Annotated in this window: 25 protein-coding genes; 10 read left to right on the forward strand and 15 right to left on the reverse strand. The window is 65.3% G+C overall.

The window, feature by feature from the left end:
* Nucleotides 1-92: 92 nt before the first annotated feature.
* Genes JG743_RS06485 through JG743_RS06500 form a run of 4 tightly spaced genes read right to left on the reverse strand, consistent with a single transcriptional unit; the run spans nucleotide 93 to nucleotide 2,569 of the window.
* Nucleotides 93-434 carry a hypothetical protein gene (locus JG743_RS06485; RefSeq protein ID WP_202298991.1) on the reverse strand — a complete coding sequence of 114 codons (342 nt, stop codon included), beginning with the start codon at nucleotides 432-434 and terminating at the stop codon, nucleotides 93-95.
* On the reverse strand, nucleotides 431-1,312 hold the full coding sequence (locus tag JG743_RS06490) for an NAD(P)-dependent oxidoreductase (protein WP_202298992.1): 882 nt from the start codon (nucleotides 1,310-1,312) through the stop codon (nucleotides 431-433). The genes JG743_RS06485 and JG743_RS06490 overlap by 4 nt, the downstream gene beginning before the upstream one ends.
* A complete protein-coding gene (locus tag JG743_RS06495) occupies nucleotides 1,309-1,800 on the reverse strand; it encodes a gluconokinase (protein ID WP_244673072.1) in 492 nt (163 codons plus the stop codon). Before JG743_RS06495 ends, JG743_RS06490 begins: the two co-directional genes overlap by 4 nt.
* A 13-nt stretch (nucleotides 1,801-1,813) precedes the next feature.
* On the reverse strand, nucleotides 1,814-2,569 hold the full coding sequence (locus JG743_RS06500; protein WP_202298994.1) for an SDR family oxidoreductase: 756 nt from the start codon (nucleotides 2,567-2,569) through the stop codon (nucleotides 1,814-1,816).
* Nucleotides 2,570-2,646: 77 nt separating this feature from the next.
* Here JG743_RS06500 and JG743_RS06505 point away from each other — a divergent pair, with 77 nt between their 5' ends.
* The 3 genes from JG743_RS06505 (at nucleotide 2,647) to JG743_RS06515 (ending at nucleotide 5,794) form a co-directional block, all read left to right on the forward strand.
* Nucleotides 2,647-3,594: a 2-hydroxyacid dehydrogenase gene (locus JG743_RS06505; protein ID WP_202298995.1), complete on the forward strand. Its 948-nt coding sequence runs from the start codon at nucleotides 2,647-2,649 to the stop codon at nucleotides 3,592-3,594.
* Nucleotides 3,595-3,691: 97 nt separating this feature from the next.
* Complete coding sequence (locus JG743_RS06510) at nucleotides 3,692-4,726, forward strand: L-idonate 5-dehydrogenase (RefSeq protein WP_202298996.1); 1,035 nt, start codon at nucleotides 3,692-3,694, stop codon at nucleotides 4,724-4,726.
* A 48-nt stretch (nucleotides 4,727-4,774) separates the two neighbouring features.
* Nucleotides 4,775-5,794, forward strand: coding sequence for a LacI family DNA-binding transcriptional regulator (locus tag JG743_RS06515; protein ID WP_244673073.1), 1,020 nt, complete (start codon nucleotides 4,775-4,777; stop codon nucleotides 5,792-5,794).
* A 73-nt stretch (nucleotides 5,795-5,867) separates the two neighbouring features.
* Here JG743_RS06515 and JG743_RS06520 read toward each other — a convergent pair whose 3' ends face one another.
* From JG743_RS06520 to JG743_RS06530, 3 genes are read right to left on the reverse strand one after another with little or no spacing between them, the layout of a single operon-like run.
* Nucleotides 5,868-6,965 carry an ABC transporter substrate-binding protein gene (locus JG743_RS06520; protein WP_202298997.1) on the reverse strand — a complete coding sequence of 366 codons (1,098 nt, stop codon included), beginning with the start codon at nucleotides 6,963-6,965 and terminating at the stop codon, nucleotides 5,868-5,870.
* 13 nt (nucleotides 6,966-6,978) lie between these two features.
* Nucleotides 6,979-8,061, reverse strand: a complete 1,083-nt coding sequence (locus JG743_RS06525; protein ID WP_202298998.1) for an ABC transporter permease — start codon at nucleotides 8,059-8,061, stop codon at nucleotides 6,979-6,981.
* Nucleotides 8,062-8,070: 9 nt separating this feature from the next.
* Nucleotides 8,071-9,564 (reverse strand): sugar ABC transporter ATP-binding protein, encoded by a 1,494-nt coding sequence (locus JG743_RS06530; RefSeq protein WP_202298999.1) that lies wholly within the window; start codon nucleotides 9,562-9,564, stop codon nucleotides 8,071-8,073.
* Nucleotides 9,565-9,695: 131 nt separating this feature from the next.
* Here JG743_RS06530 and JG743_RS06535 point away from each other — a divergent pair, with 131 nt between their 5' ends.
* Nucleotides 9,696-10,619: an SMP-30/gluconolactonase/LRE family protein gene (locus JG743_RS06535; protein ID WP_202299000.1), complete on the forward strand. Its 924-nt coding sequence runs from the start codon at nucleotides 9,696-9,698 to the stop codon at nucleotides 10,617-10,619.
* Between the two features lie 125 nt (nucleotides 10,620-10,744).
* On the opposite strand, the gene JG743_RS06540 is transcribed toward JG743_RS06535, so the two are convergent.
* Together JG743_RS06540 and JG743_RS06545 are read right to left on the reverse strand one after the other, a co-directional pair.
* Nucleotides 10,745-10,963: a tautomerase family protein gene (locus JG743_RS06540; protein WP_126057951.1), complete on the reverse strand. Its 219-nt coding sequence runs from the start codon at nucleotides 10,961-10,963 to the stop codon at nucleotides 10,745-10,747.
* A 91-nt stretch (nucleotides 10,964-11,054) separates the two neighbouring features.
* Nucleotides 11,055-11,795 carry an SDR family oxidoreductase gene (locus tag JG743_RS06545; RefSeq protein WP_202299001.1) on the reverse strand — a complete coding sequence of 247 codons (741 nt, stop codon included), beginning with the start codon at nucleotides 11,793-11,795 and terminating at the stop codon, nucleotides 11,055-11,057.
* Nucleotides 11,796-11,899: 104 nt separating this feature from the next.
* On the opposite strand from JG743_RS06545, the gene JG743_RS06550 reads away from it, so the two are divergent.
* Nucleotides 11,900-12,793 (forward strand): LysR family transcriptional regulator, encoded by an 894-nt coding sequence (locus JG743_RS06550; RefSeq protein WP_202299002.1) that lies wholly within the window; start codon nucleotides 11,900-11,902, stop codon nucleotides 12,791-12,793.
* 49 nt (nucleotides 12,794-12,842) lie between these two features.
* Here JG743_RS06550 and JG743_RS06555 read toward each other — a convergent pair whose 3' ends face one another.
* Nucleotides 12,843-13,760 carry a polyprenyl synthetase family protein gene (locus tag JG743_RS06555; protein ID WP_202299003.1) on the reverse strand — a complete coding sequence of 306 codons (918 nt, stop codon included), beginning with the start codon at nucleotides 13,758-13,760 and terminating at the stop codon, nucleotides 12,843-12,845.
* A gap of 129 nt (nucleotides 13,761-13,889) precedes the next feature.
* Here JG743_RS06555 and JG743_RS06560 point away from each other — a divergent pair, with 129 nt between their 5' ends.
* The 3 genes from JG743_RS06560 to JG743_RS06570 all read left to right on the forward strand — a co-directional run bounded on the left by JG743_RS06560 (nucleotide 13,890) and on the right by JG743_RS06570 (nucleotide 15,607).
* The gene (locus JG743_RS06560) at nucleotides 13,890-14,597 is read left to right on the forward strand and encodes a transglycosylase domain-containing protein (protein WP_202302474.1); all 708 of its coding nucleotides are present in this window, start codon (nucleotides 13,890-13,892) and stop codon (nucleotides 14,595-14,597) included.
* Nucleotides 14,598-14,750: 153 nt separating this feature from the next.
* Nucleotides 14,751-14,933 carry a 50S ribosomal protein L32 gene (gene rpmF / locus JG743_RS06565; RefSeq protein WP_006203806.1) on the forward strand — a complete coding sequence of 61 codons (183 nt, stop codon included), beginning with the start codon at nucleotides 14,751-14,753 and terminating at the stop codon, nucleotides 14,931-14,933.
* A 272-nt stretch (nucleotides 14,934-15,205) separates the two neighbouring features.
* Nucleotides 15,206-15,607: a hypothetical protein gene (locus tag JG743_RS06570; protein ID WP_202299004.1), complete on the forward strand. Its 402-nt coding sequence runs from the start codon at nucleotides 15,206-15,208 to the stop codon at nucleotides 15,605-15,607.
* Nucleotides 15,608-15,867: 260 nt separating this feature from the next.
* On the opposite strand, the gene JG743_RS06575 is transcribed toward JG743_RS06570, so the two are convergent.
* From JG743_RS06575 to JG743_RS06585, 3 genes are all read right to left on the reverse strand, one after another.
* Complete coding sequence (locus JG743_RS06575; RefSeq protein WP_202299005.1) at nucleotides 15,868-16,299, reverse strand: GlcG/HbpS family heme-binding protein; 432 nt, start codon at nucleotides 16,297-16,299, stop codon at nucleotides 15,868-15,870.
* Between the two features lie 207 nt (nucleotides 16,300-16,506).
* A complete protein-coding gene (locus tag JG743_RS06580) occupies nucleotides 16,507-16,740 on the reverse strand; it encodes a hypothetical protein (RefSeq protein ID WP_202299006.1) in 234 nt (77 codons plus the stop codon).
* Nucleotides 16,741-16,815: 75 nt separating this feature from the next.
* The gene (locus JG743_RS06585; protein WP_202299007.1) at nucleotides 16,816-17,334 is read right to left on the reverse strand and encodes a winged helix-turn-helix transcriptional regulator; all 519 of its coding nucleotides are present in this window, start codon (nucleotides 17,332-17,334) and stop codon (nucleotides 16,816-16,818) included.
* Between the two features lie 99 nt (nucleotides 17,335-17,433).
* Between JG743_RS06585 and JG743_RS06590 the strand changes: the two genes are divergently transcribed.
* Together JG743_RS06590 and JG743_RS06595 are read left to right on the forward strand one after the other, a co-directional pair.
* The gene (locus JG743_RS06590; protein WP_202302476.1) at nucleotides 17,434-18,282 is read left to right on the forward strand and encodes an alpha/beta fold hydrolase; all 849 of its coding nucleotides are present in this window, start codon (nucleotides 17,434-17,436) and stop codon (nucleotides 18,280-18,282) included.
* Between the two features lie 87 nt (nucleotides 18,283-18,369).
* Nucleotides 18,370-19,026 (forward strand): glutathione S-transferase family protein, encoded by a 657-nt coding sequence (locus JG743_RS06595; RefSeq protein ID WP_202299008.1) that lies wholly within the window; start codon nucleotides 18,370-18,372, stop codon nucleotides 19,024-19,026.
* Nucleotides 19,027-19,042: 16 nt separating this feature from the next.
* On the opposite strand, the gene JG743_RS06600 is transcribed toward JG743_RS06595, so the two are convergent.
* Nucleotides 19,043-19,330, reverse strand: a complete 288-nt coding sequence (locus JG743_RS06600) for an ArsR/SmtB family transcription factor (RefSeq protein ID WP_202299009.1) — start codon at nucleotides 19,328-19,330, stop codon at nucleotides 19,043-19,045.
* A 31-nt stretch (nucleotides 19,331-19,361) separates the two neighbouring features.
* Nucleotides 19,362-20,609 carry an MFS transporter gene (locus JG743_RS06605; RefSeq protein ID WP_202299010.1) on the reverse strand — a complete coding sequence of 416 codons (1,248 nt, stop codon included), beginning with the start codon at nucleotides 20,607-20,609 and terminating at the stop codon, nucleotides 19,362-19,364.
* Nucleotides 20,610-20,619 lie beyond the last annotated feature (10 nt).

Consider the following 20,619-nt stretch of genomic DNA (forward strand, 5'->3'; position numbering starts at 1 on the left):
CGGTCGGTTGTTGCGGGTCGCCACGAATGTCGCCGCCTCCTTCAGCAAGGCCGCCCGCCCGCCATGGAGCCGTAGGCGTCATGTCGATGCCGTCAATTGTCCGCCAGGGGAAACTCGTTGGCGATCGTGACGTGGTGGTGGATGCGGCCCTCGAAGTATCTGGCCAGGACCGCTTCGGTCGCGGCGCGCGATTCGGCGCGGGCGGGGCTGGCAAGGGCGGCGTCGACGGCCGCCATGTCGCGGTAGTTGATCGCCAGGATCATCGGGAATTCCGGCGCGCCGTCGTCGCGCTTCTCGGCAAAGGAGACGCGCACGTCGAGCGCGCCGGGAAAGGCCTTCCATTTGGGCAGGACCGTGTCGATCACTTCCTTGCGGAACGCCTCCGTCTGGCCGTCTTTCACCTTACCTTCGAACAGTGCGTAGCGCGTGATCATTTGCCGTCCTCTTTGCGTTGGAAGAATTCCATCAGCGCGGCCTGGTCCTCGCCGCCCAGTCCGGCGGCGGTCAGCAGCCGGTGCACCTCGGCGCAGAGCGCCGTCAGCGGCATCGCCGTGTGCGTGCGCCGCGCCAGGTCCTGCGCGGCGTTGAGGTCCTTCACCATGTTGTCGATGCGGCCGGTGCGGCGATAGTCGCGGGTGGCGAAGCGCGGCAGGTATTCCTGCAGGATGGCGCTGTCGGCGCGGCCGCCCTGCAGTGCCTGCGGGATCTTGAGCGCGTCGACGCCGGCGTCGAGCGCCAGCCGGGTCGCCTCCGCCACGGCCATGAAATTCAGCGCGCACAGCACCTGGTTGATCAGCTTGGTCGTCTGGCCGGCGCCGGCCGGACCCATGTGCGTGTAATTGGCCGCGACGTCGCGCAGCACGGTGTGGGCATCCTCGACGTCCTCCTCCTCGCCGCCGGCCATCAGCGTCAACGCGCCGATCAGCGCCTTCGGCGCGCCGCCGGAGAGCGGACTGTCGACCCAGCGCAAACCCTTCTCGCTGGCGTCGGCGGCCAACTGGCGGGTCGCGTCGGGATCGATGGACGACATGTCGATGATCAGCGTGCCCGGCTTGGCGCCTGCAGCCACGCCGCTGTCGCCGAACACCGCGCGGCGCACGATCGGCGCGGAATTGAGGCTTAGGATCACGTAGTCGGCCGCCGCGGCCGCTTCGGCCGCGCTCGTCACGGCGGTCGCGCCCTTGGCGACCAGCGCTGCCACCTTGGCCTTGTCGAGGTCGAACACGGCGAGGCGATTGCCGGTGGCGAGCAGGCGCTCGCCGATCGCTCCGCCCATGGCGCCGGCGCCGATCAATGCGACTTTGTTGGTCATGTTGGTCGTTCCCCGAATTTGGCTGCTATGTCGGCGACGATCTGGTCGAGCGGCGCGTCGATCGCCACGGCCATCGCGTTCTCGTCCTCGCCCGGCACCTCCAGCGTCGCGAACTGGCTGTCGAGCAGGCTGGTGGGCATGAAGTGGCCGGTGCGCTCATGCATGCGTTTCGAGATCAGCTCGCGCGAACCGTTGAGATAGATGAACAGCACCGGTGCGCCAGCCCGCTCGGTGATGAAATCGCGATAGGCCCGCTTGAGCGCCGAGCAGCCGACGATGACCGGCGCGGGCCGCTGCCGCAGCGTCTCGCCGACCTTGGCCAGCCATGGCCAACGGTCGGCATCGTCCAGCGGAATGCCGGCGCTCATCTTGGCGATGTTGGCCTGCGGATGCAGTCGGTCGCCATCGACATATGTCGCCGAGATCGCATGCGCGAGCGCCTCGCCGACCGTCGTCTTGCCCGAACCGGTGACGCCCATGACCACCATGCGAGGCGGAGGATCAGATCGAAGCCGTGATGCCGCCATCGACATAGAGAATGTGTCCGTTGACAAAGGATGATGCGTCGGAGGCCAGGAAGACGCAGGCGCCGACCAGTTCCTCGACCTTGCCCCAGCGGCCGGCAGGCGTCCGCTTTTCCAGCCACGCGCTGAATGCCGGGTCGGCGACGAGGGCCGCGTTGAGCGGCGTGTCGAAATAGCCGGGCGCTATCGCGTTGCATTGCAGCCCGTGTTTCGCCCAATCCGTCGCCATGCCCTTGGTGAGGTTGCCGACGGCGCCCTTGGTCGCCGTGTAGGGCGCGATGCCCGGGCGGGCGAGCGCCGTCTGGACGCTGGCGATGTTGATGATCTTGCCGCGGCCGCGCCCGATCATGTGCCGGGCCACGGCCTGGCCGACATGGAAGACGCTGGCGACATTTGTCTGCAGCAGGCGCTCGAAGGCGTCGGCGGGAAAATCCTCGAGCGGCGTGCGGAACTGCATGCCGGCATTGTTGACGAGGATGTCGATCGCCCCGCCGGCGCGCTCGAAAGCATCGATGGCCGCCCGCACCTTGTCATGGCCGGTCGCGTCGAAGGCGAGGCTCGTGGCGCCGGGAATCTGGCTGGCCGCGGCACTCAGCTTCGCCTCGTCTCGGCCGTTGAGGACCACTTTGGCGCCTGCTTCGGCCAGGCCTTTGGCCAAGGCAAAGCCGATGCCTTGCGAGGAGCCGGTGACGAGCGCTGTGCGCCCGGTGAGATTGAACAAGGTGGACGACATTTTCCCGATTGCCTCTCGTCGCTGTGCGCTTTATGTTATCGATAACATATGTTGTCAAGTCAAGTGGAGCGAAACCGATGCAGCGGCCTCACATCCTTCAGGTTGGACCCTATCCCGCATGGGATGAGGAGCCGCTCAACGAGGCGTTCATGGTGCATCGCTACTTCGCTGCCGATGACAAGCCGTCTTTCCTCGCCGAGGTCGGGCCGCTTGTGCGCGGCATAGCCACACGCGGTGAGCTTGGCGCGAACCGTGCCATGATCGAGGCCTGCCCTTCGCTCGAGGTCGTTTCCGTCTATGGCGTCGGTTTCGACGCGGTCGATCTCGCGGCATGCCGGGAGCGGGGCGTGCGCGTCACCAACACGCCGGACGTGCTGACCAACGACGTCGCCGATCTCGGCATCGCCATGATGCTGTGTATGTCGCGCGGCATGATCGGCGCGGAGCGCTGGGTGCGCGACGGCAGCTGGGCGGCCAAGGGGCTCTATCCGCTGAAACGCCGCGTCTGGGGCAGGCGGGCTGGCGTGCTTGGCCTCGGCCGTATCGGCTATGAGGTGGCCAAGCGTCTTGCCGGCTTCGGCATGGACATCGCCTACAGCGACGTCGCGCCTAAGGATTTCGCCTCGGGCTGGGAATTCGTGGCCGATCCGGTCGCGCTGGCCCGACGTTCGGACTTCCTCTTCGTGACGCTTGCCGCCTCCGCCGCGACGCGTCACATCGTCAACCGGGACGTGATCGCGGCGCTTGGCGAGGAAGGCATGCTGATCAACATCTCGCGCGCGTCCAACATCGATGAGGACGCGCTGCTCGACGCGCTCGAGAACAAGGTGCTCGGCTCGGCCGCGCTCGATGTGTTCGAGGGCGAGCCGAAGCTCAATCCACGCTTCCTCGCGCTCGACAATGTGCTGCTGCAGCCGCACCATGCATCGGGCACGGTGGAAACGCGCATGGCGATGGGCAAGCTGGTGCGCGACAACCTTGCCGCTCATTTTGCCGGCCAGCCGCTGCTCACACCCGTGCTCTAGATTTGGCTTATGCAATCCCGGACGGAAGGCTACGGCGAAGTCGCCGAGCCCAACCGTCACACACTTTTCCTGGAATTGCTCGAGGAGTCCGCCCGTCATGAAGTCGATCGTCATCCACGCCGCCAAGGATCTGCGCATTGAGGACCGCCCGGTCGAGGAGCCGGGGCCGGGCCAGGTGCTGTTGCGTCTCGCCGCCGGCGGCATCTGCGGCAGCGACCTGCACTACTACAATCACGGCGGCTTCGGAACGGTGCGTCTGAAGGAGCCGATGATCCTCGGCCATGAGGTCTCCGGTGTGATCGAAAAGATCGGACCTGGCGTCAGCGGGCTGGAGCGCGGCCAACTGGTCGCCGTCTCGCCGTCGCGGCCCTGCTACAGCTGCCGCTATTGCCGCGAGGGCATGCACAACCAGTGCCTCAACATGCGCTTCTACGGCAGCGCCATGCCGTTCCCGCACATTCAGGGCGCGTTCCGGGAAATGCTGGTGGCGGACGCGCCGCAATGCGTGCCGGCTGACGGATTGAGCGCGGCCGAGGCGGCAATGGCGGAACCGCTTGCGGTCTGTCTTCACGCCACGCGCCGGGCCGGCGAGATGCTCGGCAAGCGCGTGCTGGTGACCGGTTGCGGGCCGATCGGCCTGTTGGCAATCCTCAGCGCGCGGCGCGCCGGCGCCGCCGAGATCGTCGCCGTCGACATCACCGATTTCACCCTGGCGATGGCCAGCCGCGCCGGCGCCGACAAGGCAATCAACACCCACACCGATCCCGAGGGGTTGGCGCCCTATCTCGCCGACAAGGGGACGTTCGATGTCCTCTATGAATGTTCGGGTGCCGCGGCGGCGCTGGCGCACGGCATCGCGGCGACGCGCCCGCGCGGCATTATCGTGCAACTCGGCCTCGGCGGCGCCGAGATGGCGCTGCCGATGTCGGCAGTTACCGCCAAGGAATTGTCGATCAATGGCTCGTTCCGATTCCACCCGGAATTCGCGGTGGGCGTAGAGCTGATGTGCAAGGGACTGATCGACGTCAAGCCGCTGATCACCCACACGGTGTCCTTCGACGAGGCCCTGTCGGGCTTCGAGCTCGCCAATGATCGGAGCCGGGCGATGAAGGTGCAGATCGCCTTTGCATAAGCGTCGGCGGCGCGTTGCATTCCGCTGTGATATCGATAACGTACGGCCATGCAGTCTTCGCCCAAACGCCCGACGATGGCCGATGTCGCGCATCGCGCCAACGTCTCGACGATGACCGTTTCGCGCGCCTTCAAGCGCGACGCCTCGGTCAGCGCGGACACGCGCGACCGCATCATGCAAGCGGCGGAAGAGCTCGGCTATGTCTTCGACAGCATCGCCGCCAATCTCTCGTCGCGGCGCTCCGGCTTCGTCGCGGTGACGATACCATCGATCAACAACGCCAACTTCGCCGACACGGTGCGCGGCATGACCGAGGGACTGCGCGACAGCGGGCTGGAGATCCTGCTCGGCTTCACCGACTACAATGTCGAGGAGGAAGAGCGCCTGGTCGGACAGCTGCTGCAGCGACGGCCGGAAGCGATCATCGTCACGGGTGGCCGGCACACGCCGCGCTGCCGCAAGATGCTGGCCAATGCCGGCGTGCCGGTGGTGGAGACCTGGGACCTGCCCAGCGACCCGATCGGCCATGTCGTCGGCTTCTCCAACGCGGACGCCGGACGGCTGATGGTCGATCATTTCGTCGCGCGCGGCTATTCGAGGCTGGGCTTCATCGGCGGCGACACCTCGCGCGACACGCGCGGCCTCGACCGGCGCCGCGGCTTCATCGCTGCGCTGCAGGACCGCGGCCTCGACGCCTCGCGCGTGATTGCCTCCGGCGTGCCGCCGATCTCGATGCGCGAGGGCGCCACCGCCATGGTCGAGATGATCTCGCGCTGGCCGGACACCCAGGCGGTGATGTGCGTGTCGGATCTCTCAGCCTTCGGAGCGCTGATGGAATGCGTGCGGCGCGGCATCCGCGTTCCCGACGACGTCGCGATCGCCGGCTTCGGCGCCTACGATCTTGCCGAGCAGTCGGTGCCGTCGATCACCACGATCGATGTCGGAGCGCATGAGATCGGCATCCGCGTCGCCGAGCTGGTGCTCGACCTGCTCAACGGCCGCCGCGCGGGCGACGACCGGGTCGTCGTCGGCATGACGCCGAAAGTGATCGTGCGCCACACGGCTTGAATGCTCTTGAAAAAACCAAGGGCCGGCGGGATGACCGCCGGCCCTTGGCCGTTCTGAAAGATGCTGCCGAAGCTTATTTGCCCCAGATCTTCTTGTATTCGTCGCGGTAGCCGTTGCCGGGGTCGAAGCGGTTGTCCGGACCGCCATCGAACTCGACATTGTCCGACGTCACCACATGCAGCGGCGAGATGTAGCCCGACCATTTTTCGCCGGCCATGGCGCGGTTGAGCTCGTCGACGAGCTGCCAGCCCTGCAGGTTCAGCGGCTCGGCAACCGTCACCTTCTGGAACTGGCTGGAGCGGATGCGCTGGTAGGCCGATTCCGAGCCGTCGCCTGCCGCCACGTTGATCGGCGCGTCGGTGCCCGACTTGCCGGCGGCCGCCAGCGACGGGCCCATGAAGTCGAAATAGAGATCGTTGATCGCCAGCGAATGGGTCCAGGCGTCGCCGTATTTCTGCAGCAGCGAGGTGGTGAGCTGCGGCATGCGCTGCGAAGTCTCGGCGATCGGCGTGTCGACATATTCGAGCACCTTGCCGCCGAGATCCTCGACCTCCTTCTTCATCCGGTCCGCCTTGGCGATGGCGATCTGATAGGTGGAATCGGTGAAGATGATGACGCCGGGCTTGCCCTTGGCATCGACGAAGGCCCAGTCGGCCGCCGCCTTCGACACTTCCATCGGATCGGTCGAGACGTTGGCGATGATGCCAAGGTCGTCGATCGGGCCGACCGTGGGTGCCGCATGCCATGCCGCCATCGGGATCTTGGCCGCCTTCGCCTGCTCCATCGCCGGCTTCTGCTCGACGGCGTCGAAGCCGTTGATGATGATGCCGTCGGGATTGAGCGCCAGCGCCTGGCCGAAGGCGGCCGTGCGGCCGCCGATCGAGCCGGCGCCGTCAAGCGTCTTGACCGTCCAGCCGAGTGCCGCCGCGGCTTCCTCGACGCCCTTGGTGACGCCGAGAATGCCTCCGTTCTTCATGTCGGCGCCAAGCACGACGATGGTCTTGCCCGCAGCCCCCTTCGGCCCCGTCGTCGGCCCGTCCCACTTCTCGACCTTGCTGGCATATTTGTCGACGACCGCCTTGGCGTCGGCCATCGGGTCGGCAAGGGTCGGCGAGGCGATGCCAAGCGCCAGGCAGGCGACGCCAAGCTGAAGAATTGTCCTGCGATGCATATTGTTTCTCCCATTAAGCATTGTTGGTTGTCTTTGTTGGTTGGCTGGTGGCTGGTTGATTGGCAGGCGCCTGGGGCGGCACGACAGCGCCGCGGCGCCGCTGCGCGTAGCCGGCAATGCCGATCGCGACGAGCAGGGTGACGCCGTTGAACAGCGGCTCGACCCAGAACGAGCCGCCGAACTGCTGGATGCCGGAAATGCCGACGGCAAGGATGACCACGCCGACGATCGTGCCCCAGACGTTGACGCGGCCGGGCTTGATGGTGGTCGATCCGAGGAAGGCGCCGACCAGCGCCGGCAGCAGATATTCGAGGCCGACGCTGGCCTGGCCGATCCTGAGCTTCGAGGCGAGCAGCACGCCGCCCAGCGCGGTCAGCGCGCCCGAGGCGACGAAGGCGCCCATGACGAATTTCTGCACCGGAATGCCGTTGAGCGCGGCGGCCTTCGGGTTGGCGCCGATAGCGTAGAGGTAGCGGCCGAGCGGCATGTATTCGAGCACCAGCCACATGGCGAGCGCCAGGACGACCACGTAGTAGCCGGTGATCGGCAAGCCGAACAGCATCGTGCCGTTGAGGGAGAGGAAGCCGTCAGGCAGCACGCCGACCACCTGGCGGCCGCCGGTGTACCACATGGCCAAAGCGTAGAGCACGGTGCCGGTGCCGAGCGTGGCGATGAAGGAATCGATGCGCGCCACCTCGACAAGCCAGCCGTTGATGAAGCCGGTCAGCACGCCGAGCAGGATGACGATCAGCACCGCGATCGGCCACGGCACGCCGAAGGCGGTCTGCAGGCTGATGGCCAAGATGTGCCAGAGCACGATGCCGTAGCCCACCGTCAGGTCGATGCGGCCCGAGGCCATGGGGATCATCGCCGCCAGCGACAGCAGCGCGATGATCGCCTTGTCGGAGACGATCGAGCGCAAATTGAGCAGCGTCGGGAACGTCCTGGGCAAGAGCAGCGAGAACAGCAGGATCAAGAGCAGCGTCAGGATCGGCAGGCCGTAGACTGGCAGATAGCGCGCCGCCTTCTGGCCGAAGCTCAGTCCTGACAGTTCCGAGCGGGTCGGCTCCAGCGCCGTCGATTTGATCGAGTTCATGGATCCTCCTCAGGCGGCTTCGGACACGGAAGCAGCGTGGATGAGCGCCGCCGTGGTCAAGGCATCGCCGGCCAGCTCGCGCACGATGCGGTTATGCGAGAAGACGAGGGCGCGATGGCAGATATGGGCGACCTCCTCGAAATCGGTGGAGACGACGATGACCGCGAGCCCGGCCTCGACGGCCGCCGCGATCAGCCGGTAGATCTCGGCCTTGGCGCCGACATCGACGCCCGCCGTCGGGTCCTCGGCGATCAGGAGCTTGCGCCCCGTCGCCAGCCAGCGGCCGACGACCACCTTCTGCTGGTTGCCGCCGGACAGCGCCTCGATCGGCAAATGCGGATCGTTGGGCCTCAACCCCAGCCGTGCGCCGAGCTCCTGGGTGAGCTCGCTCTCCCGTGCCGGTTTCATGAAGGAGAACAGCCCGCGGCCGACGGCCGACGGATTGAGGTACATGTTCTCGCGCACGGAAAGCGACAGCGCGACCGACTCGTCGGTGCGGTCGCGCGCGATCAGACCGACGCCGGCGGCAAGGGCGGCGCCGACCGAGGACAGGTCGAGGCGCTTGCCATCGAGCGAGACATTGCCATCGAAAGGTTCGGCGCCGAACAACGCGCGCCCGACGGCCTCCTGCCCGGCGCCGCGCAGGCCGACCAGTCCCAGCAGTTCACCCGATCGCGCCTCGAAGCGGACCGGACCGACGCTGCCGCAGCGCAGGTCCTCGACCTTCAGGCGCTCCGGCCCGTCCTGCCAATGCGACTTGGCGAACATCTGATGCGCGGGGCGCCCGACGATGAGATCGACCAGTTCCTGCGGTGTGGTCTCGGCGACCGGCTTCACCGCGACCATGCGGCCATCGCGCATGACGGCGACCCGGTCGGCGATGCGGAACACCTCGTCCAGCCGGTGCGAGACATAGATCATGCCGACGCCGCGCTCGCGCAGCGGCCGCAGCGCCTCGAACAGGCGTTCGACCTCGTCGGCCGGCAGGCTCGCCGTCGGCTCGTCGAGCACCAGGACATCGGCTTCGGTGGCGAGCGCGCGGGCGATGGCCACTAGCGACTTTTCCGTGCGTGAAAGATCCTGGACGCGCGTCGCCGGATCGAAGGCGCAGCCGACCAGTGCCAGCGCGCGCTCGGCGCGACGCTCGGTGTCGCGCCAGTCGATCAGGCCGGAGCGGCGCGAAAAGCCCTGCGCCATGCCGACATTCTCGGCCACGGTCATCCATTCGATCAGGCCGAGGTCCTGATGGATGAAGGCGACCTTCTGGGGCTGGTTGGGGCGCGGCGGGCGGTGGTGGTAGTCCTCGCCGCGAAAGAGGATCGTGCCCTGATCACGCTTGTGGATGCCGGCAAGCGTCTTGATGAGCGTCGACTTGCCGGCGCCGTTCTCGCCGAGCAGGGCGACGATCTCGCCTTCGTGGATGTCGAGCGAGACCGACTTCAGCGCCATTGTGCCGCCGAACCGCTTGGAGATGTCGATGAATTCGATGAGCTTGGGCCGCATCTATGGCCCTCCCAAGCCAAGCAGACGGACTGAATTGGCATCGATGTTATCGCTAACATTTTTGCAGGTCAAGTCTTGAAAGTGGCACGCCGCGAAGGCTATCGATGAGCCGTTTTCGCGGAGGACCAAGCATGTTCGGAGACATAGAGGGCGCCGGCTTCGAGGTTCTCGACGAGCGCTTCGAAAGCTGCTTCGTCGGCCATGTGGCGGTCGAGCGGCTGTGGACCGGAGGGCGCTGGCTGGAAGGTCCGGCGTGGTTCGCGGCCGGCCGGTATCTGGTGTTCTCGGACATCCCGAATGACCGGCTCATGCGCTACGACGAAACCAATGGCGTGGTCTCGGTCTTCCGCGCGCCGTCCAGCAATGCCAACGGCAACACCGTCGACACGCAGGGGCGGCTGGTCACCTGCGAGCACCGGTCGCGCCGCGTCACCCGCACCGAGCATGACGGGTCGATCACGGTGATCGCCGACCGTTTCGGGGGCAAGCGGCTGAATTCGCCCAACGACGTTGTGGTGCGCTCCGACGGCACGGTGTGGTTCTCCGATCCGCCCTACGGCATCGCGACGGACTATGAGGGCGACCGCGCCGAGCAGGAGATCGAGGGTTGTCACGTCTATCGCGCCGATCCCGCCACGGGTGAGGTAACGCGGGTCGTGTCGACGATGGCCAAGCCCAATGGTCTCGCCTTCTCGCCGGACGAGACCATCCTCTATGTCGGCGACACCGGCGTCACGCACCAGAAGGACGGGCCGCGGCACATCCGCAAGTTCGCCGTCGAAGGCAACTCACTCAAGGAGCTTGGCGTCTTCGCGGACTGCACAGCCGGCCTGTTCGACGGCTTCAGGGTGGATATGACGGGCCGGGTCTGGGCCGGCGCCGGTGACGGTGTGCATTGCTTCGACCCGGACGGCACGCTGATCGGCAAGATCCGCATCCCGGAAACGGTGGCGAACCTCACGTTCGGCGGACCCAAGCGCAACCGCCTGTTCATCACGGCGCGGCAGTCGCTCTATTCGGTGTATGTGGTCGCCAATGCGGCCGCAAGAGGCTGAGGTCCGACCTGGGCGGGGGTGGATCGAACGGTCCCCTACGCGATCGTGTGTTCGCTTGTCAAAAATAGACCATTGCATTCGCTCGGAAAGGCGAGCCGCTCGACAAGCGGCTCGCGTTGTTCATATCAGGCAACATCCTTAGCCCGATAGGCATCGGGAAGGACGAAGACTTCATCGGCGCGGCCGTAGCCTCCATCAGGAACCTCTTCGATCAGCACCATGGTGTAGGGGCGCACACCCTCGCCGAAATAGTCGACGAACATCTGCGTGGTCTTGTGGACGAGATCTTCCTTCTGCGCTTTTGTGAGGGCGGCCTCGGGCATCTTGAAGTTGGCAAAGGGCATTTTCTGGTTCCTTTCGCGTTGGATTTTACGAAGGCGGATGGAGAAGGTCGGCGAGGCCGATGCGTTCGCAGCGCACATTGCTGGAATTGCTTTAGATCGCGCCGCCGTTGGCGCGGATGACCTGGCCGTTGACCCACTGGCTGTCCGGACCGGCAAGGAAGGCGACGAGCCCGGCAATGTCATCCGGCTGGCCAAGGCGGCCGAGCGGGATGAGCTTCGTTATCGCCTCGATTTGCGCGGCACTCTTGCCGTCCATGAAGAGATCCGTGCCGACCGGGCCGGGCGCGACGGCGTTGACCGTTATGCGGCGCGGGCCAAGTTCCTTGGCCAGCACATGCGTCATGGCTTCGACGCCGGCCTTGGTTGCCGCGTAGACGCCATAGCTCGGCTGGAAGAAGCCCACCACGCTTGAAGAAAAGTTGATGATGCGCCCGCCGTCGTTCAGGCGTCGGGCGCCTTCGCGCATGCCGCGGAACGTGCCGCCGAGATTGACGGCGACCTGGCGTTCGAACAGCACGTCGTCGGCCTGTGCAATCGGCGAGAGCTTCATCATGCCGGCGTTGTTGACGAGAATATCGATGCTGCCGAAAGCCTTTTCGGCCGCATCGAACAGAACGGCCATGGCGGCCGGTTCGCCGATATCGGCCTGAACCGCGAGTGCGGTACCGCCGGCGGCCTCGATGTCCGAGACGACCCCCTCGGCATCGTCCTTGCCGCGCGCATAGTTGACGACGATGGCAATGCCGTCCCGGGCGAGGCGTTTGGCGATCGCCGCACCGATGCCCCTGGAAGCACCTGTCACGATCGCCGTTCTTGTCCGCAAGTTTTGCATGATCGCTCTCCGTTCGTTGTCCTGAAGCGATATAGACTGCGACATCGGCCGGATAATCAGCCCACTATTGACAGCAGCATTCGGACAGAGCGAACAATCCAGGTATGGATCGACTCGACAGGATGCGGCTGTTCGTGCGGGTGGTGGAGCGGCGCAACTTCACCGCGGCGGCGGCCGATCTCGGCCTGCCACGTTCGACCGCCACCGAAGCGATCCAGCAGCTGGAAGATCATCTGGGCACCAGGCTGCTGGACAGAACCACGCGCCATGTCGCCGCGACGCTCGACGGGCAGGCCTATTACGAGCGTTGCCTGTCGATATTAGGGGAAGTGGAGGATGCCGAGGCCGGGTTCCGGAGCACCGAACCGCGCGGCCTGTTGCGCATCGACGCGCATCCGCTGCTGACGCAGAGGTTCCTGCTGCCGGGGTTGCCGGCGTTCCTAGAACGTTATCCTCAGATCGATCTCCATATCGGCCAGGGCGACCGGCTGGTCGACCTGGTACGCGAAGGCGTCGACTGCGTCATTCGCGCCGGCGAGCCGCAGGACAGCGGTATGATCATGCGACGGTTGGCGATGATCAGCGAAATCACCTGTGCGAGCCCGGGCTATCTGGAGCGGCACGGGGTGCCGGCGTCGCCCGACGCGCTGGAGGGCCATCAGGCCATCGGTTTCGTCTCCTCGCGCACAGGCGAAATCCTGCCGCTGGAGTTCATGATCGGGGCAAGGGTGCATAGGCGTATGCTTCCGGGTCGGGTGAAGGTCAACAATTCAGACACCGCGGCCGAGCTGGCGCGCCTGGGCTTCGGGCTTATCCAAGCGCCACGCTATCGGCTCGAAAAGGATCTGGCGGACGGGACGCTGGTCGAGGTGCTGCAGGATTTCCCGCCGACGCCGACGCCGCTGTCGGCGCTCTATCCGCAGAACCGGCAGCTCGCTCCGCGGCTTCGCGCTTTCCTGGAATGGGCATCCCGTATTTTCGCGGAGGCAAGGCTGTGAAGATCGGATCGGTGCCTGGCTGGCAGCGTCGCTTGCTAACGCTGCGCTGTCAGCTGTTCCGCGTCGCCACGAACGTCGCCGCTTCCTTTAGCAGGGCGGCGCGGTCGCCATAAGGTTCGAGCAGCGCGTGCGCCTGATCGATGAGGCCGTGGAGTTGCTCGCGGGCCCAGTCGGCGCCGTGCAACGCGGCAAGCGTCGCCTTGCCGGCGGCGGCGTCCTTGCCGGTCGCCTTGCCCATCTGGTGCGAATCCGCTGTCAGGTCGAGCAGGTCGTCGGCAAGCTGGAAGGCAAGTCCGATCGCCGAGCCGAACTCGGCCAGCCGCTCGCGGTCTTCCGGCGGCGCGCCGGCGAGGACGGCGCCGGCCTCGCAGGCGAAGCGGATCAGAGCGCCGGTCTTCATCGCCTGCAGCCGGATGATGCCGACCTCGTCCGGCGGGCTGCGCCCGGCGTTGAGGTCGAGCATCTGGCCGCCGACCATGCCGCCGATGCCCGCGGCGCGGGCAAGCGCCAGCACCAGCGCCGCCCGGCGCTCCGCCGGCAGTGCCGTCGCCTCGTCGGCGAGGATGTCGAAGGCAAGGGTCAGCAGCGCATCGCCGGCAAGGATGGCGGTGGCGTCGTCGAAGGCCCGGTGCACGGTCGGCTGGCCGCGGCGCAGATCGTCGTTATCCATGGCCGGCAGATCATCATGGATCAGCGAATAGCAATGCACGCATTCGAGCGCCGCCGCCACGCGCATCGCCGCCTCGCCATCGGCGGAAAAGAGCGCCGCACTTTCCATCACCAGCAAGGGGCGCAGACGCTTGCCGCCGTTCAGCACGCCATGGCGCATGGCCGCCATCAGCCGGTTCGGGCGGGCGATCTCACCGGACAGCGTGCGCGCGTCGAGGAGCCGCCTCAACAATGCCTCGATCGCTGCCGCGCGCGCCAGAAGTGCGGTTTCGAACGCAATTTCGTCGTCTTTCGCCATGGCCAGGAGCGGTAGCCGACACTCAGACATTGCGCAAGAAGCCTCTCGCCATTATGCCGGTTGAGCTTGTGGCACGGGTGGGGCGGCTTGACGGAACCGATCGTCGATCATGAAATCGAAGGACTGGACATGGCGCGGCCGAGGCGCCTGAACCGCGCCGGTCTCAAGCGCCTTGGCCGGCGCTGCCTGGTCGTCGCCGCCGTGCTGGCGGTGATACCGGTGGTGCTCACCTTCCTCTATCTGCCGTCCTTCGTTCACCCCGTCTCGACGCTGATGCTGAAGGACCTCGTGACGTTCTCCGGCTATGACCGGCGCTGGGTCTCGATCGACGACGTGTCGCCGGTGCTGGCGCATTCGGTGATCATGTCGGAGGACGGGCAGTTCTGCTTCCATCGCGGCGTCGATCTCGGCGAATTGCGCGGCGTCGTCGACGACGCGCTGGCCGGCGAGGCGACGCGCGGCGCCTCGACCATAACCATGCAGACGGTGAAGAACCTCTATCTGTGGTCGCGGCCGCTGGGCACGGTGCGCAAGGTGGTCGAACTGCCGCTGGCGGTCTATTTCGATGCCGTGATGTCGAAGCGGCGCATCATGGAGATCTATCTCAACATCGCCGAATGGGGACCGGGCATCTACGGCATCGAGGCCGCCGCGCAGCATCATTTCGGCGTTTCGGCAAGCAAACTGTCGCGCCGGCAGGCGGCGCTGCTCGCCGTCACGCTGCCCAACCCGATCGCCCGCAACCCGGCCAAGCCGGGGCCGGGACTGAGGCGGCTGGCGGCGCTGATCGAGCGGCGCGCGGGCAGGTCGGGAGCCTATGTGGGTTGCCTTGACTAGGACGAGCTGGCGTCGGCTCAAAAAAATTCGCCGCGGTGCTGGCCAAAACGGCGCAGGGCGTGTATAGGCACCCGACTTTCTCAGATTATGGCCTCGATGCGGCCCTTTCGCGAGGGTTGTCGGGGCATTTTGACCATGTAGTGGAGCATATCCATGGCCGTTCCAAAAAGAAAAACCTCTCCGTCGAAGCGCGGCATGCGCCGCTCGGCCGACGCTCTCAAGGCCCCGACCTATGTCGAGGACAAGAATTCCGGCGAAATGCGCCGTCCGCACCACATCGACCTGAAGACCGGCATGTATCGCGGCCGCCAGGTCCTGGAGCCGAAGGAAAGCTGAGAAGCTTCCGACGCTTCGCGACTTCCAAAAGACCGGCCATTGGCCGGTCTTTTTGCATTTGGTTTCACCCATCGCCATGCATCGCTGTTCCCAGGCCGACCGCGGACGGACCGCCGCGCGTGGCGGTCTTTGTGGCCTTACCGGCCCGCGGGACCCTTCGCTGACGTCCTTGTTTCGCACGGTCTTCGAGCGTGTTAGCGGCCACGCATGAAACTTCTTGACGGGGAAGGCCGGCGGGCTGCTACTGAAAGCAGCTCAACCGGAGACGCCAGATGTTCGGTGCCATCCCCCTGCTGATCGTGCCCTTCGTCCTCTACAATCTCGGGCTTCTCGGGATATTCGGCAGCGGCGACGATCCCTGGGCGAACGAGATCTTTTCGTTCCGGATGATGTCGGGCGGCGTGTTCTCGATGACGCTCGGCGACCTGATGGTGCTGATCGGCTTGATCTTCCTGTTCGTCGAGATCTCAAAATCGGTGCGCACAACCAACGCATCGATCCTCGATCATCTGTTGTCGACGCTGGTCTTCATCGCCTTCCTGGTCGAGTTCCTGCTGGTCAAGGGGGCGGCGCATTCGGTCTTCTTCACACTGATGATCATCGCCCTGTTCGACGTGCTCGCCGGCTTCTCGGTGTCGATGCGGTCGGCGAGCCGGGATATCAACCTTAACTAGTCCAGTTTCGACGAGCCGCTTTCAGATCGCATGCCTTGGCGATTGGCGGAGCACGTTCAATGCGTCGTCATCCTATGGCGGAGCAAGGAGCGAAGCGACGCGGCGCAGACCATAGGATCCATGCCGTGCCTTAGGAACGCTGCTGCGGTGCAGAGTTCTGCTCCGCTGCATCCTTCGGCCGAGGTCACGGAATGGATCCCAGGGCCTTCGCGACGGAGCTTCGCTCCTGCTTCGCCCTGGGATGACGAAGTTCCTCCGGCTCAGCCTGGATCGGCGGTGAAGCCGGCCGCCTCGATGCCGGCGATGGCCGCGGCCTCGTCATTGTCCGATGTGTCGCCGGAAATGCCGACCGCGCCGATGACGACACCCGCATTGTCACGAATAAGCACGCCGCCGACGACGGGCAGGACGCGGCCGCCGGAGACGTCGGAGATGCCGGCGACCAGATGCGGGCGCTCCTTGGCGAAAGCCTCGACGCGGCGCGAGCCCATCCCGATGGCAAGCGCGCCATAGGCCTTGCCGGCCGACATCTGCGGACGCAGGAACGAGGCGCCATCCTGGCGCTGGAAGGCAACCAGATGGGCACCGGCATCCAGCACCGATACGCCGAGCGGCCTGAGCTTCAGCTCGGCACCCTTGGCGAAGGCGGCATCGATGATTTGCTTGGCCTTTTCGAGTGTCAGCGCGGTCATGGCAGTCTCCTGTTGAAATGCGTCAATCATCGACCGTGTACGCGGGATGCAAAATCCCGGTTTCGGTAGAAATTGCTTCGCGTGAGGATGCGAAATCGGAAATCGAAGGCAGCGGCATTCTGGTCGCGCCGTCAAGCGGCGCAAGCCGCTATGGCGTCACCGCCCGGCTACTTCCAGGCCGCGATCGGAGACGACGCATGGCCAGGTTTACTTCTTCTTGGCGCGCGCCGGCTTCTTCGCGGGAGTCGCAGGTGCGTTGGCGAGGTCTTCCGCTTCCTTGGCCAGCCGCAGCGCCCTCAGCCTGTTGGTCTTGGCCTGGCGGGCGTCGCTCTCGGCGGCATATTCGGCCATCGCCAGCTGGCGGACCGTTGCGGCCTCCTCCTGCTTCTTGAAACGCAAATCCGCCCGCGCACGGGCAGTATCCTTAGAGTTCGCAACCAAGAGCGTTATCCAATCCCAAACATTTTCTCTGGCCCATTGGTAGCAGAGCCTGACCGCAATTGGGAAATAAGTTGCTCAAAGTGCCGTATTGCCGGCGGCGGCCTTGCGGGCGACCACGGCTTCGTAGCCGGCCTGCAAGGTTGCCCGCACGGTTGGCCCTGCATGGTGGATCGGCGCGCCCAGATGCTCGTGGCGCAAGTCGTCCATGAAGCGCTCCCATAGCGGCGGGCCGCCCTTTTCCAGAAGTTCGGCGCGGACTGAAAGCTCCTCGCTGACCGGCAGCCAGACGCGGCCCCAGGCGCCGAGATGCGCCAGGATCGGCACCAGGGTGATCGCCATCTCGGTCAGGCTGTAGATCGCCTTCTGCTTGTGGCTCGGATCGTCGGCCTTGGTCAGCATGCCCAGTTCCATCAGCCGCTTCAGCCGGTCGGCAAGGATGTTGGAAGCGATGCCCTCGATCGATCCGTTGAGCAGTTCGCGAAAGTGGCGCCTGCCGCCGAAGATCATGTCGCGCAGGATGATCAGGCTCCAGCGATCGCCGAACACTTCGAGCGACAGATTGATCGGGCAGCCCGAGCGGTGATCGGTGTTCATGCAAGTCTCCAGAAAAAACCGGTTGCATTATCGTATCAGTTTTATTATCGTGCAACTGATTGCAAAATGCAATCAGATTACGAGCAGGAGGAACCGGCCATGAAGACGAACGAGCAGCCGCTGATCGTCTCAGAAACATTTGGCAACTCCGCCGATCCGGCGGTTCTGCTGATCATGGGCGCCATGGCGTCGATGCTGTGGTGGCCGGAGGCGTTCTGCCGGAAGCTGGCCGGTGAAGGCCTGTTCGTGATCCGCTACGACAACAGGGATACCGGCAGCTCAAGCAAATATCCGCCGGGCGCACCGCCTTACACATTCGACGACATGGCCGACGATGCCATCCGCGTGCTCGATGATCATAGTGTCCAAAGAGCGCATGTGGTCGGCATGTCGATGGGTGGCATGATCGCGCAGCTCGTGACACTGAAGCATCCATCGCGCGTCGCCGCGCTGACTGTCATCAGCAGTTCGCCTGTCGGCATCGATACCTCGCATCTGCCGGGAATGACCGAAACCTACAAAGAGCATTCGACGGCGGGCGAAACGGTCGACTGGTCGGATCGCAGCCAGGTGGTCGACTTCATCGTCAGCGATGCGCGCGCGCTGGCCAGCATCGCGCATCCGTTCGACGAGGCACGGACGAAAGCGTTCGTCGAACAGGATTATGACCGGTCCGAAGGCCTGCTCAGCGCGACCAACCACTTCCTGCTCAAGGGCGGCGGAGACTGGAGTGGCCGCCTGCATGGCATCGAGGCTCCGCTCCTCGCCATCCATGGCACGGCGGACCCAATCTTTCCGGTCGAGCATGGCGCTGCACTCGCCGCGGCCGTTGCCGGCGCAAGACTTGCGCGCATCGAAGGCGGCGGCCACGAATTGCATCCCGACGACTGGGCCGTCATGATCGCTGCCATCGCAGCGCATGACCGGGCGGCGCGGGGCGCGGCCTGATCCGTCACCCACGTGACAGTGCCTTCGCCATTGTCGAGACCAGAGACCCTATCCACCCAATCCAGCCGAATGGAAGCGAGCAAGCCAATGTCCCTGACCATGCACCTCCACCCGCTGGCATCCTTCTGCTGGAAGCCACTGATCGCGCTCTATGAAAACGGCACGCCGTTCGATGCCGTCATTGTCGATCTTGGCAACGAGCAATCGCGCGCCGCGTTCCTGAAACTGTCGCCGGCGGGGAAGATGCCGGTGCTGCGCGACGAGGCGCGTGGGCAGACGGTGCCTGAATCGACCATCGTCATCGAGTATCTGGCCGCCTACTACCCTGGCCCGGTCGCGCTGATCCCCGGCGATATCGACCTTGCCCGCGAGGTTCGGACCGCCGACCGCTTCTACGATTTCTATGTGCAGGAGCCGATGCAGAAGATCGTCGGCGACCGGCTGCGGCCGCAAGGCCAGACCGATCCGTTCGGTGTCGAGCAGGCGCGGGCGCAGTTGCGCGGCTCCTATGCCATCATCGAAAAGGAGATGCGGTCGAGGACGTGGGCGGTTGGCGAAGCCTTCACCATGGCCGACTGCGCGGCGGCGCCGGCGCTGTTCTACGCCAACAAGGTCGAGCCGTTCGGAGACCGCTATCCCGCCGTGACGGGCTATCACGACCGCCTGCTGGCACGCCCGTCGGTCGCCCGCGTAATCGAGGAAGCGCAGCCCTATTTCAAGCTGTTTCCCTATAATAAAGGCTAGATGCCGGATCCGGCTTTCAGCTTCCGGGCGAGCCCAGTTCCCCGGCTTCCCAGAACTGATCGAGCCAGATGTTCAACCGGAGGAAGCCGGCATTGCTGACCGCATAAACACGTCTTGTGCCTTCGGCCTTGGCGTTGACCAGGCCGGCCTCGAGCAGCACCTTCAAGTGTTGCGAAACGGCCGGACGGGAGACGGGCAGGCCGGCGGCCAGTTCGTTGACGGTCTTCGGGCCGCGCCGGAGCTCTTCGAGAAGATAGCGCCGGTTGGGATCGGCAATTGCCACAAAGGCATCAGAAAACATCATCCCTCATTTGTGAGGCAAAGTTTCCCAAATCTCAACCATTGGTTTCAGCCTTTCTGCGCGGATCGAGCCGCAAGGCCTCCGGCGTAACCGAGCGATCGGCCGGCTGGGTCTTGAAGGCGTCGCGGTTTTCGATCGGCACCGGGGCGCGGCGGCTGATGCGCAGCAGTGTGTAGGCCGCCAGACAAAGATGGGCGAGCGCGGTGGCCAGGAACAGGCCTTCCGGACGCACCCAGCCCATCAGGCCGGCGGCGAGCAGCGGCCCGATCATCGTGCCGAAGCCATAGAGCAGCAGCAGGCCGCCCGACACTTTGACGAAATCCTCGGCCCGGGCGTGGTCGTTGGCATGCGCCACGGCGATCGAATAGAGCGTGTAGGCGAAGGCGCCATAGGCGGCGGTCAGCACGATGACGAAGACGCTGGAGCGCGGCTCGAAAAGGAAGACGATGATGGCGAACAAGGCCGCGCCAAAGGCGGCGCCCGCCAGCACGAAACGGCGGTCGGTCTTGTCCGAGAGGCGTCCCGCCGGAAGCTGCATGGCCGCTCCAGCCACCACCACCAGGCTCATCATCAGCGCGATTTGGGCCGTCGAGATGCCGATGCGGGCACCATAGACGGCGCCGAGCGTGCCCCAGGCGCCGTTGGCAATGCCGATCAACAGGCAGGCGATCGCCGACACCGGCGAATTGGCGTAAAGCCCCTTCACGTCGAGCTTCACGTCCTGCAGCGGCTTCGGATGTGACTGCGTCGAGACGGCGGTCGGGATCAGCGACAGGCAGAACAGGATGCCGGTGATCATGAACAGCGAGGCCGATTTCACGTCGCCGCCGGCGACGATCATCTGGCCCCCCATGATCGAGGCATAGGTGACCATCATGTAGAGGCCGAAGACCGTGCCGCGGTTCTCGTTGGTGGCCTTCTCGTTCAGCCAGCTTTCGATGACCATGAAGGCGCCGGCCATGGTGAAGCCGGTGAAGGCACGCAGCAGGATCCAGACATATTCATCGATGATGAGGCCGGTGAGCAAGGCGACAATGGCGCCCGACGCCGCAAAGGCGCCAAAGGCCCTGACATGGCCCGCACGACGCACCAGGCGCGGCGCAAAGAAGCAGCCGGTGACGAAGCCGCCTGCCCAGGCCGTGCCCATCAGGCCCAGCGATGCCGTGGAAAAGCCCTCCAACTGGCCGCGCAGCGGCAACAGAAGCCCGTGCAGGCCGGACGCCGCGAGCAGGAAAGCGGTGCCGCGAAGCAGCGAGAGGATCGGTCTGTAGGTTGCAAACATTGGCTGATCC

The organism is Mesorhizobium sp. 131-2-1, assembly GCF_016756535.1.
Classification (GTDB): Bacteria; Pseudomonadota; Alphaproteobacteria; order Rhizobiales; family Rhizobiaceae; genus Mesorhizobium.

Coding starts and splice junctions, on each gene's coding strand:
- JG743_RS06485 (WP_202298991.1), bottom strand. CDS start 434: ATGATCACGCGCTACGCACTGTTCGAAGGTAAGGTGAAAGACGGCCAG.
- JG743_RS06490 (WP_202298992.1), bottom strand. CDS start 1,312: ATGACCAACAAAGTCGCATTGATCGGCGCCGGCGCCATGGGCGGAGCG.
- JG743_RS06495 (WP_244673072.1), bottom strand. CDS start 1,800: ATGGTGGTCATGGGCGTCACCGGTTCGGGCAAGACGACGGTCGGCGAG.
- JG743_RS06500 (WP_202298994.1), bottom strand. CDS start 2,569: ATGTCGTCCACCTTGTTCAATCTCACCGGGCGCACAGCGCTCGTCACC.
- JG743_RS06505 (WP_202298995.1), top strand. CDS start 2,647: ATGCAGCGGCCTCACATCCTTCAGGTTGGACCCTATCCCGCATGGGAT.
- JG743_RS06510 (WP_202298996.1), top strand. CDS start 3,692: ATGAAGTCGATCGTCATCCACGCCGCCAAGGATCTGCGCATTGAGGAC.
- JG743_RS06515 (WP_244673073.1), top strand. CDS start 4,775: ATGCAGTCTTCGCCCAAACGCCCGACGATGGCCGATGTCGCGCATCGC.
- JG743_RS06520 (WP_202298997.1), bottom strand. CDS start 6,965: ATGCATCGCAGGACAATTCTTCAGCTTGGCGTCGCCTGCCTGGCGCTT.
- JG743_RS06525 (WP_202298998.1), bottom strand. CDS start 8,061: ATGAACTCGATCAAATCGACGGCGCTGGAGCCGACCCGCTCGGAACTG.
- JG743_RS06530 (WP_202298999.1), bottom strand. CDS start 9,564: ATGCGGCCCAAGCTCATCGAATTCATCGACATCTCCAAGCGGTTCGGC.
- JG743_RS06535 (WP_202299000.1), top strand. CDS start 9,696: ATGTTCGGAGACATAGAGGGCGCCGGCTTCGAGGTTCTCGACGAGCGC.
- JG743_RS06540 (WP_126057951.1), bottom strand. CDS start 10,963: ATGCCCTTTGCCAACTTCAAGATGCCCGAGGCCGCCCTCACAAAAGCG.
- JG743_RS06545 (WP_202299001.1), bottom strand. CDS start 11,795: ATGCAAAACTTGCGGACAAGAACGGCGATCGTGACAGGTGCTTCCAGG.
- JG743_RS06550 (WP_202299002.1), top strand. CDS start 11,900: ATGGATCGACTCGACAGGATGCGGCTGTTCGTGCGGGTGGTGGAGCGG.
- JG743_RS06555 (WP_202299003.1), bottom strand. CDS start 13,760: ATGGCGAAAGACGACGAAATTGCGTTCGAAACCGCACTTCTGGCGCGC.
- JG743_RS06560 (WP_202302474.1), top strand. CDS start 13,890: ATGGCGCGGCCGAGGCGCCTGAACCGCGCCGGTCTCAAGCGCCTTGGC.
- rpmF (WP_006203806.1), top strand. CDS start 14,751: ATGGCCGTTCCAAAAAGAAAAACCTCTCCGTCGAAGCGCGGCATGCGC.
- JG743_RS06570 (WP_202299004.1), top strand. CDS start 15,206: ATGTTCGGTGCCATCCCCCTGCTGATCGTGCCCTTCGTCCTCTACAAT.
- JG743_RS06575 (WP_202299005.1), bottom strand. CDS start 16,299: ATGACCGCGCTGACACTCGAAAAGGCCAAGCAAATCATCGATGCCGCC.
- JG743_RS06585 (WP_202299007.1), bottom strand. CDS start 17,334: ATGAACACCGATCACCGCTCGGGCTGCCCGATCAATCTGTCGCTCGAA.
- JG743_RS06590 (WP_202302476.1), top strand. CDS start 17,434: ATGAAGACGAACGAGCAGCCGCTGATCGTCTCAGAAACATTTGGCAAC.
- JG743_RS06595 (WP_202299008.1), top strand. CDS start 18,370: ATGTCCCTGACCATGCACCTCCACCCGCTGGCATCCTTCTGCTGGAAG.
- JG743_RS06600 (WP_202299009.1), bottom strand. CDS start 19,330: ATGATGTTTTCTGATGCCTTTGTGGCAATTGCCGATCCCAACCGGCGC.
- JG743_RS06605 (WP_202299010.1), bottom strand. CDS start 20,609: ATGTTTGCAACCTACAGACCGATCCTCTCGCTGCTTCGCGGCACCGCT.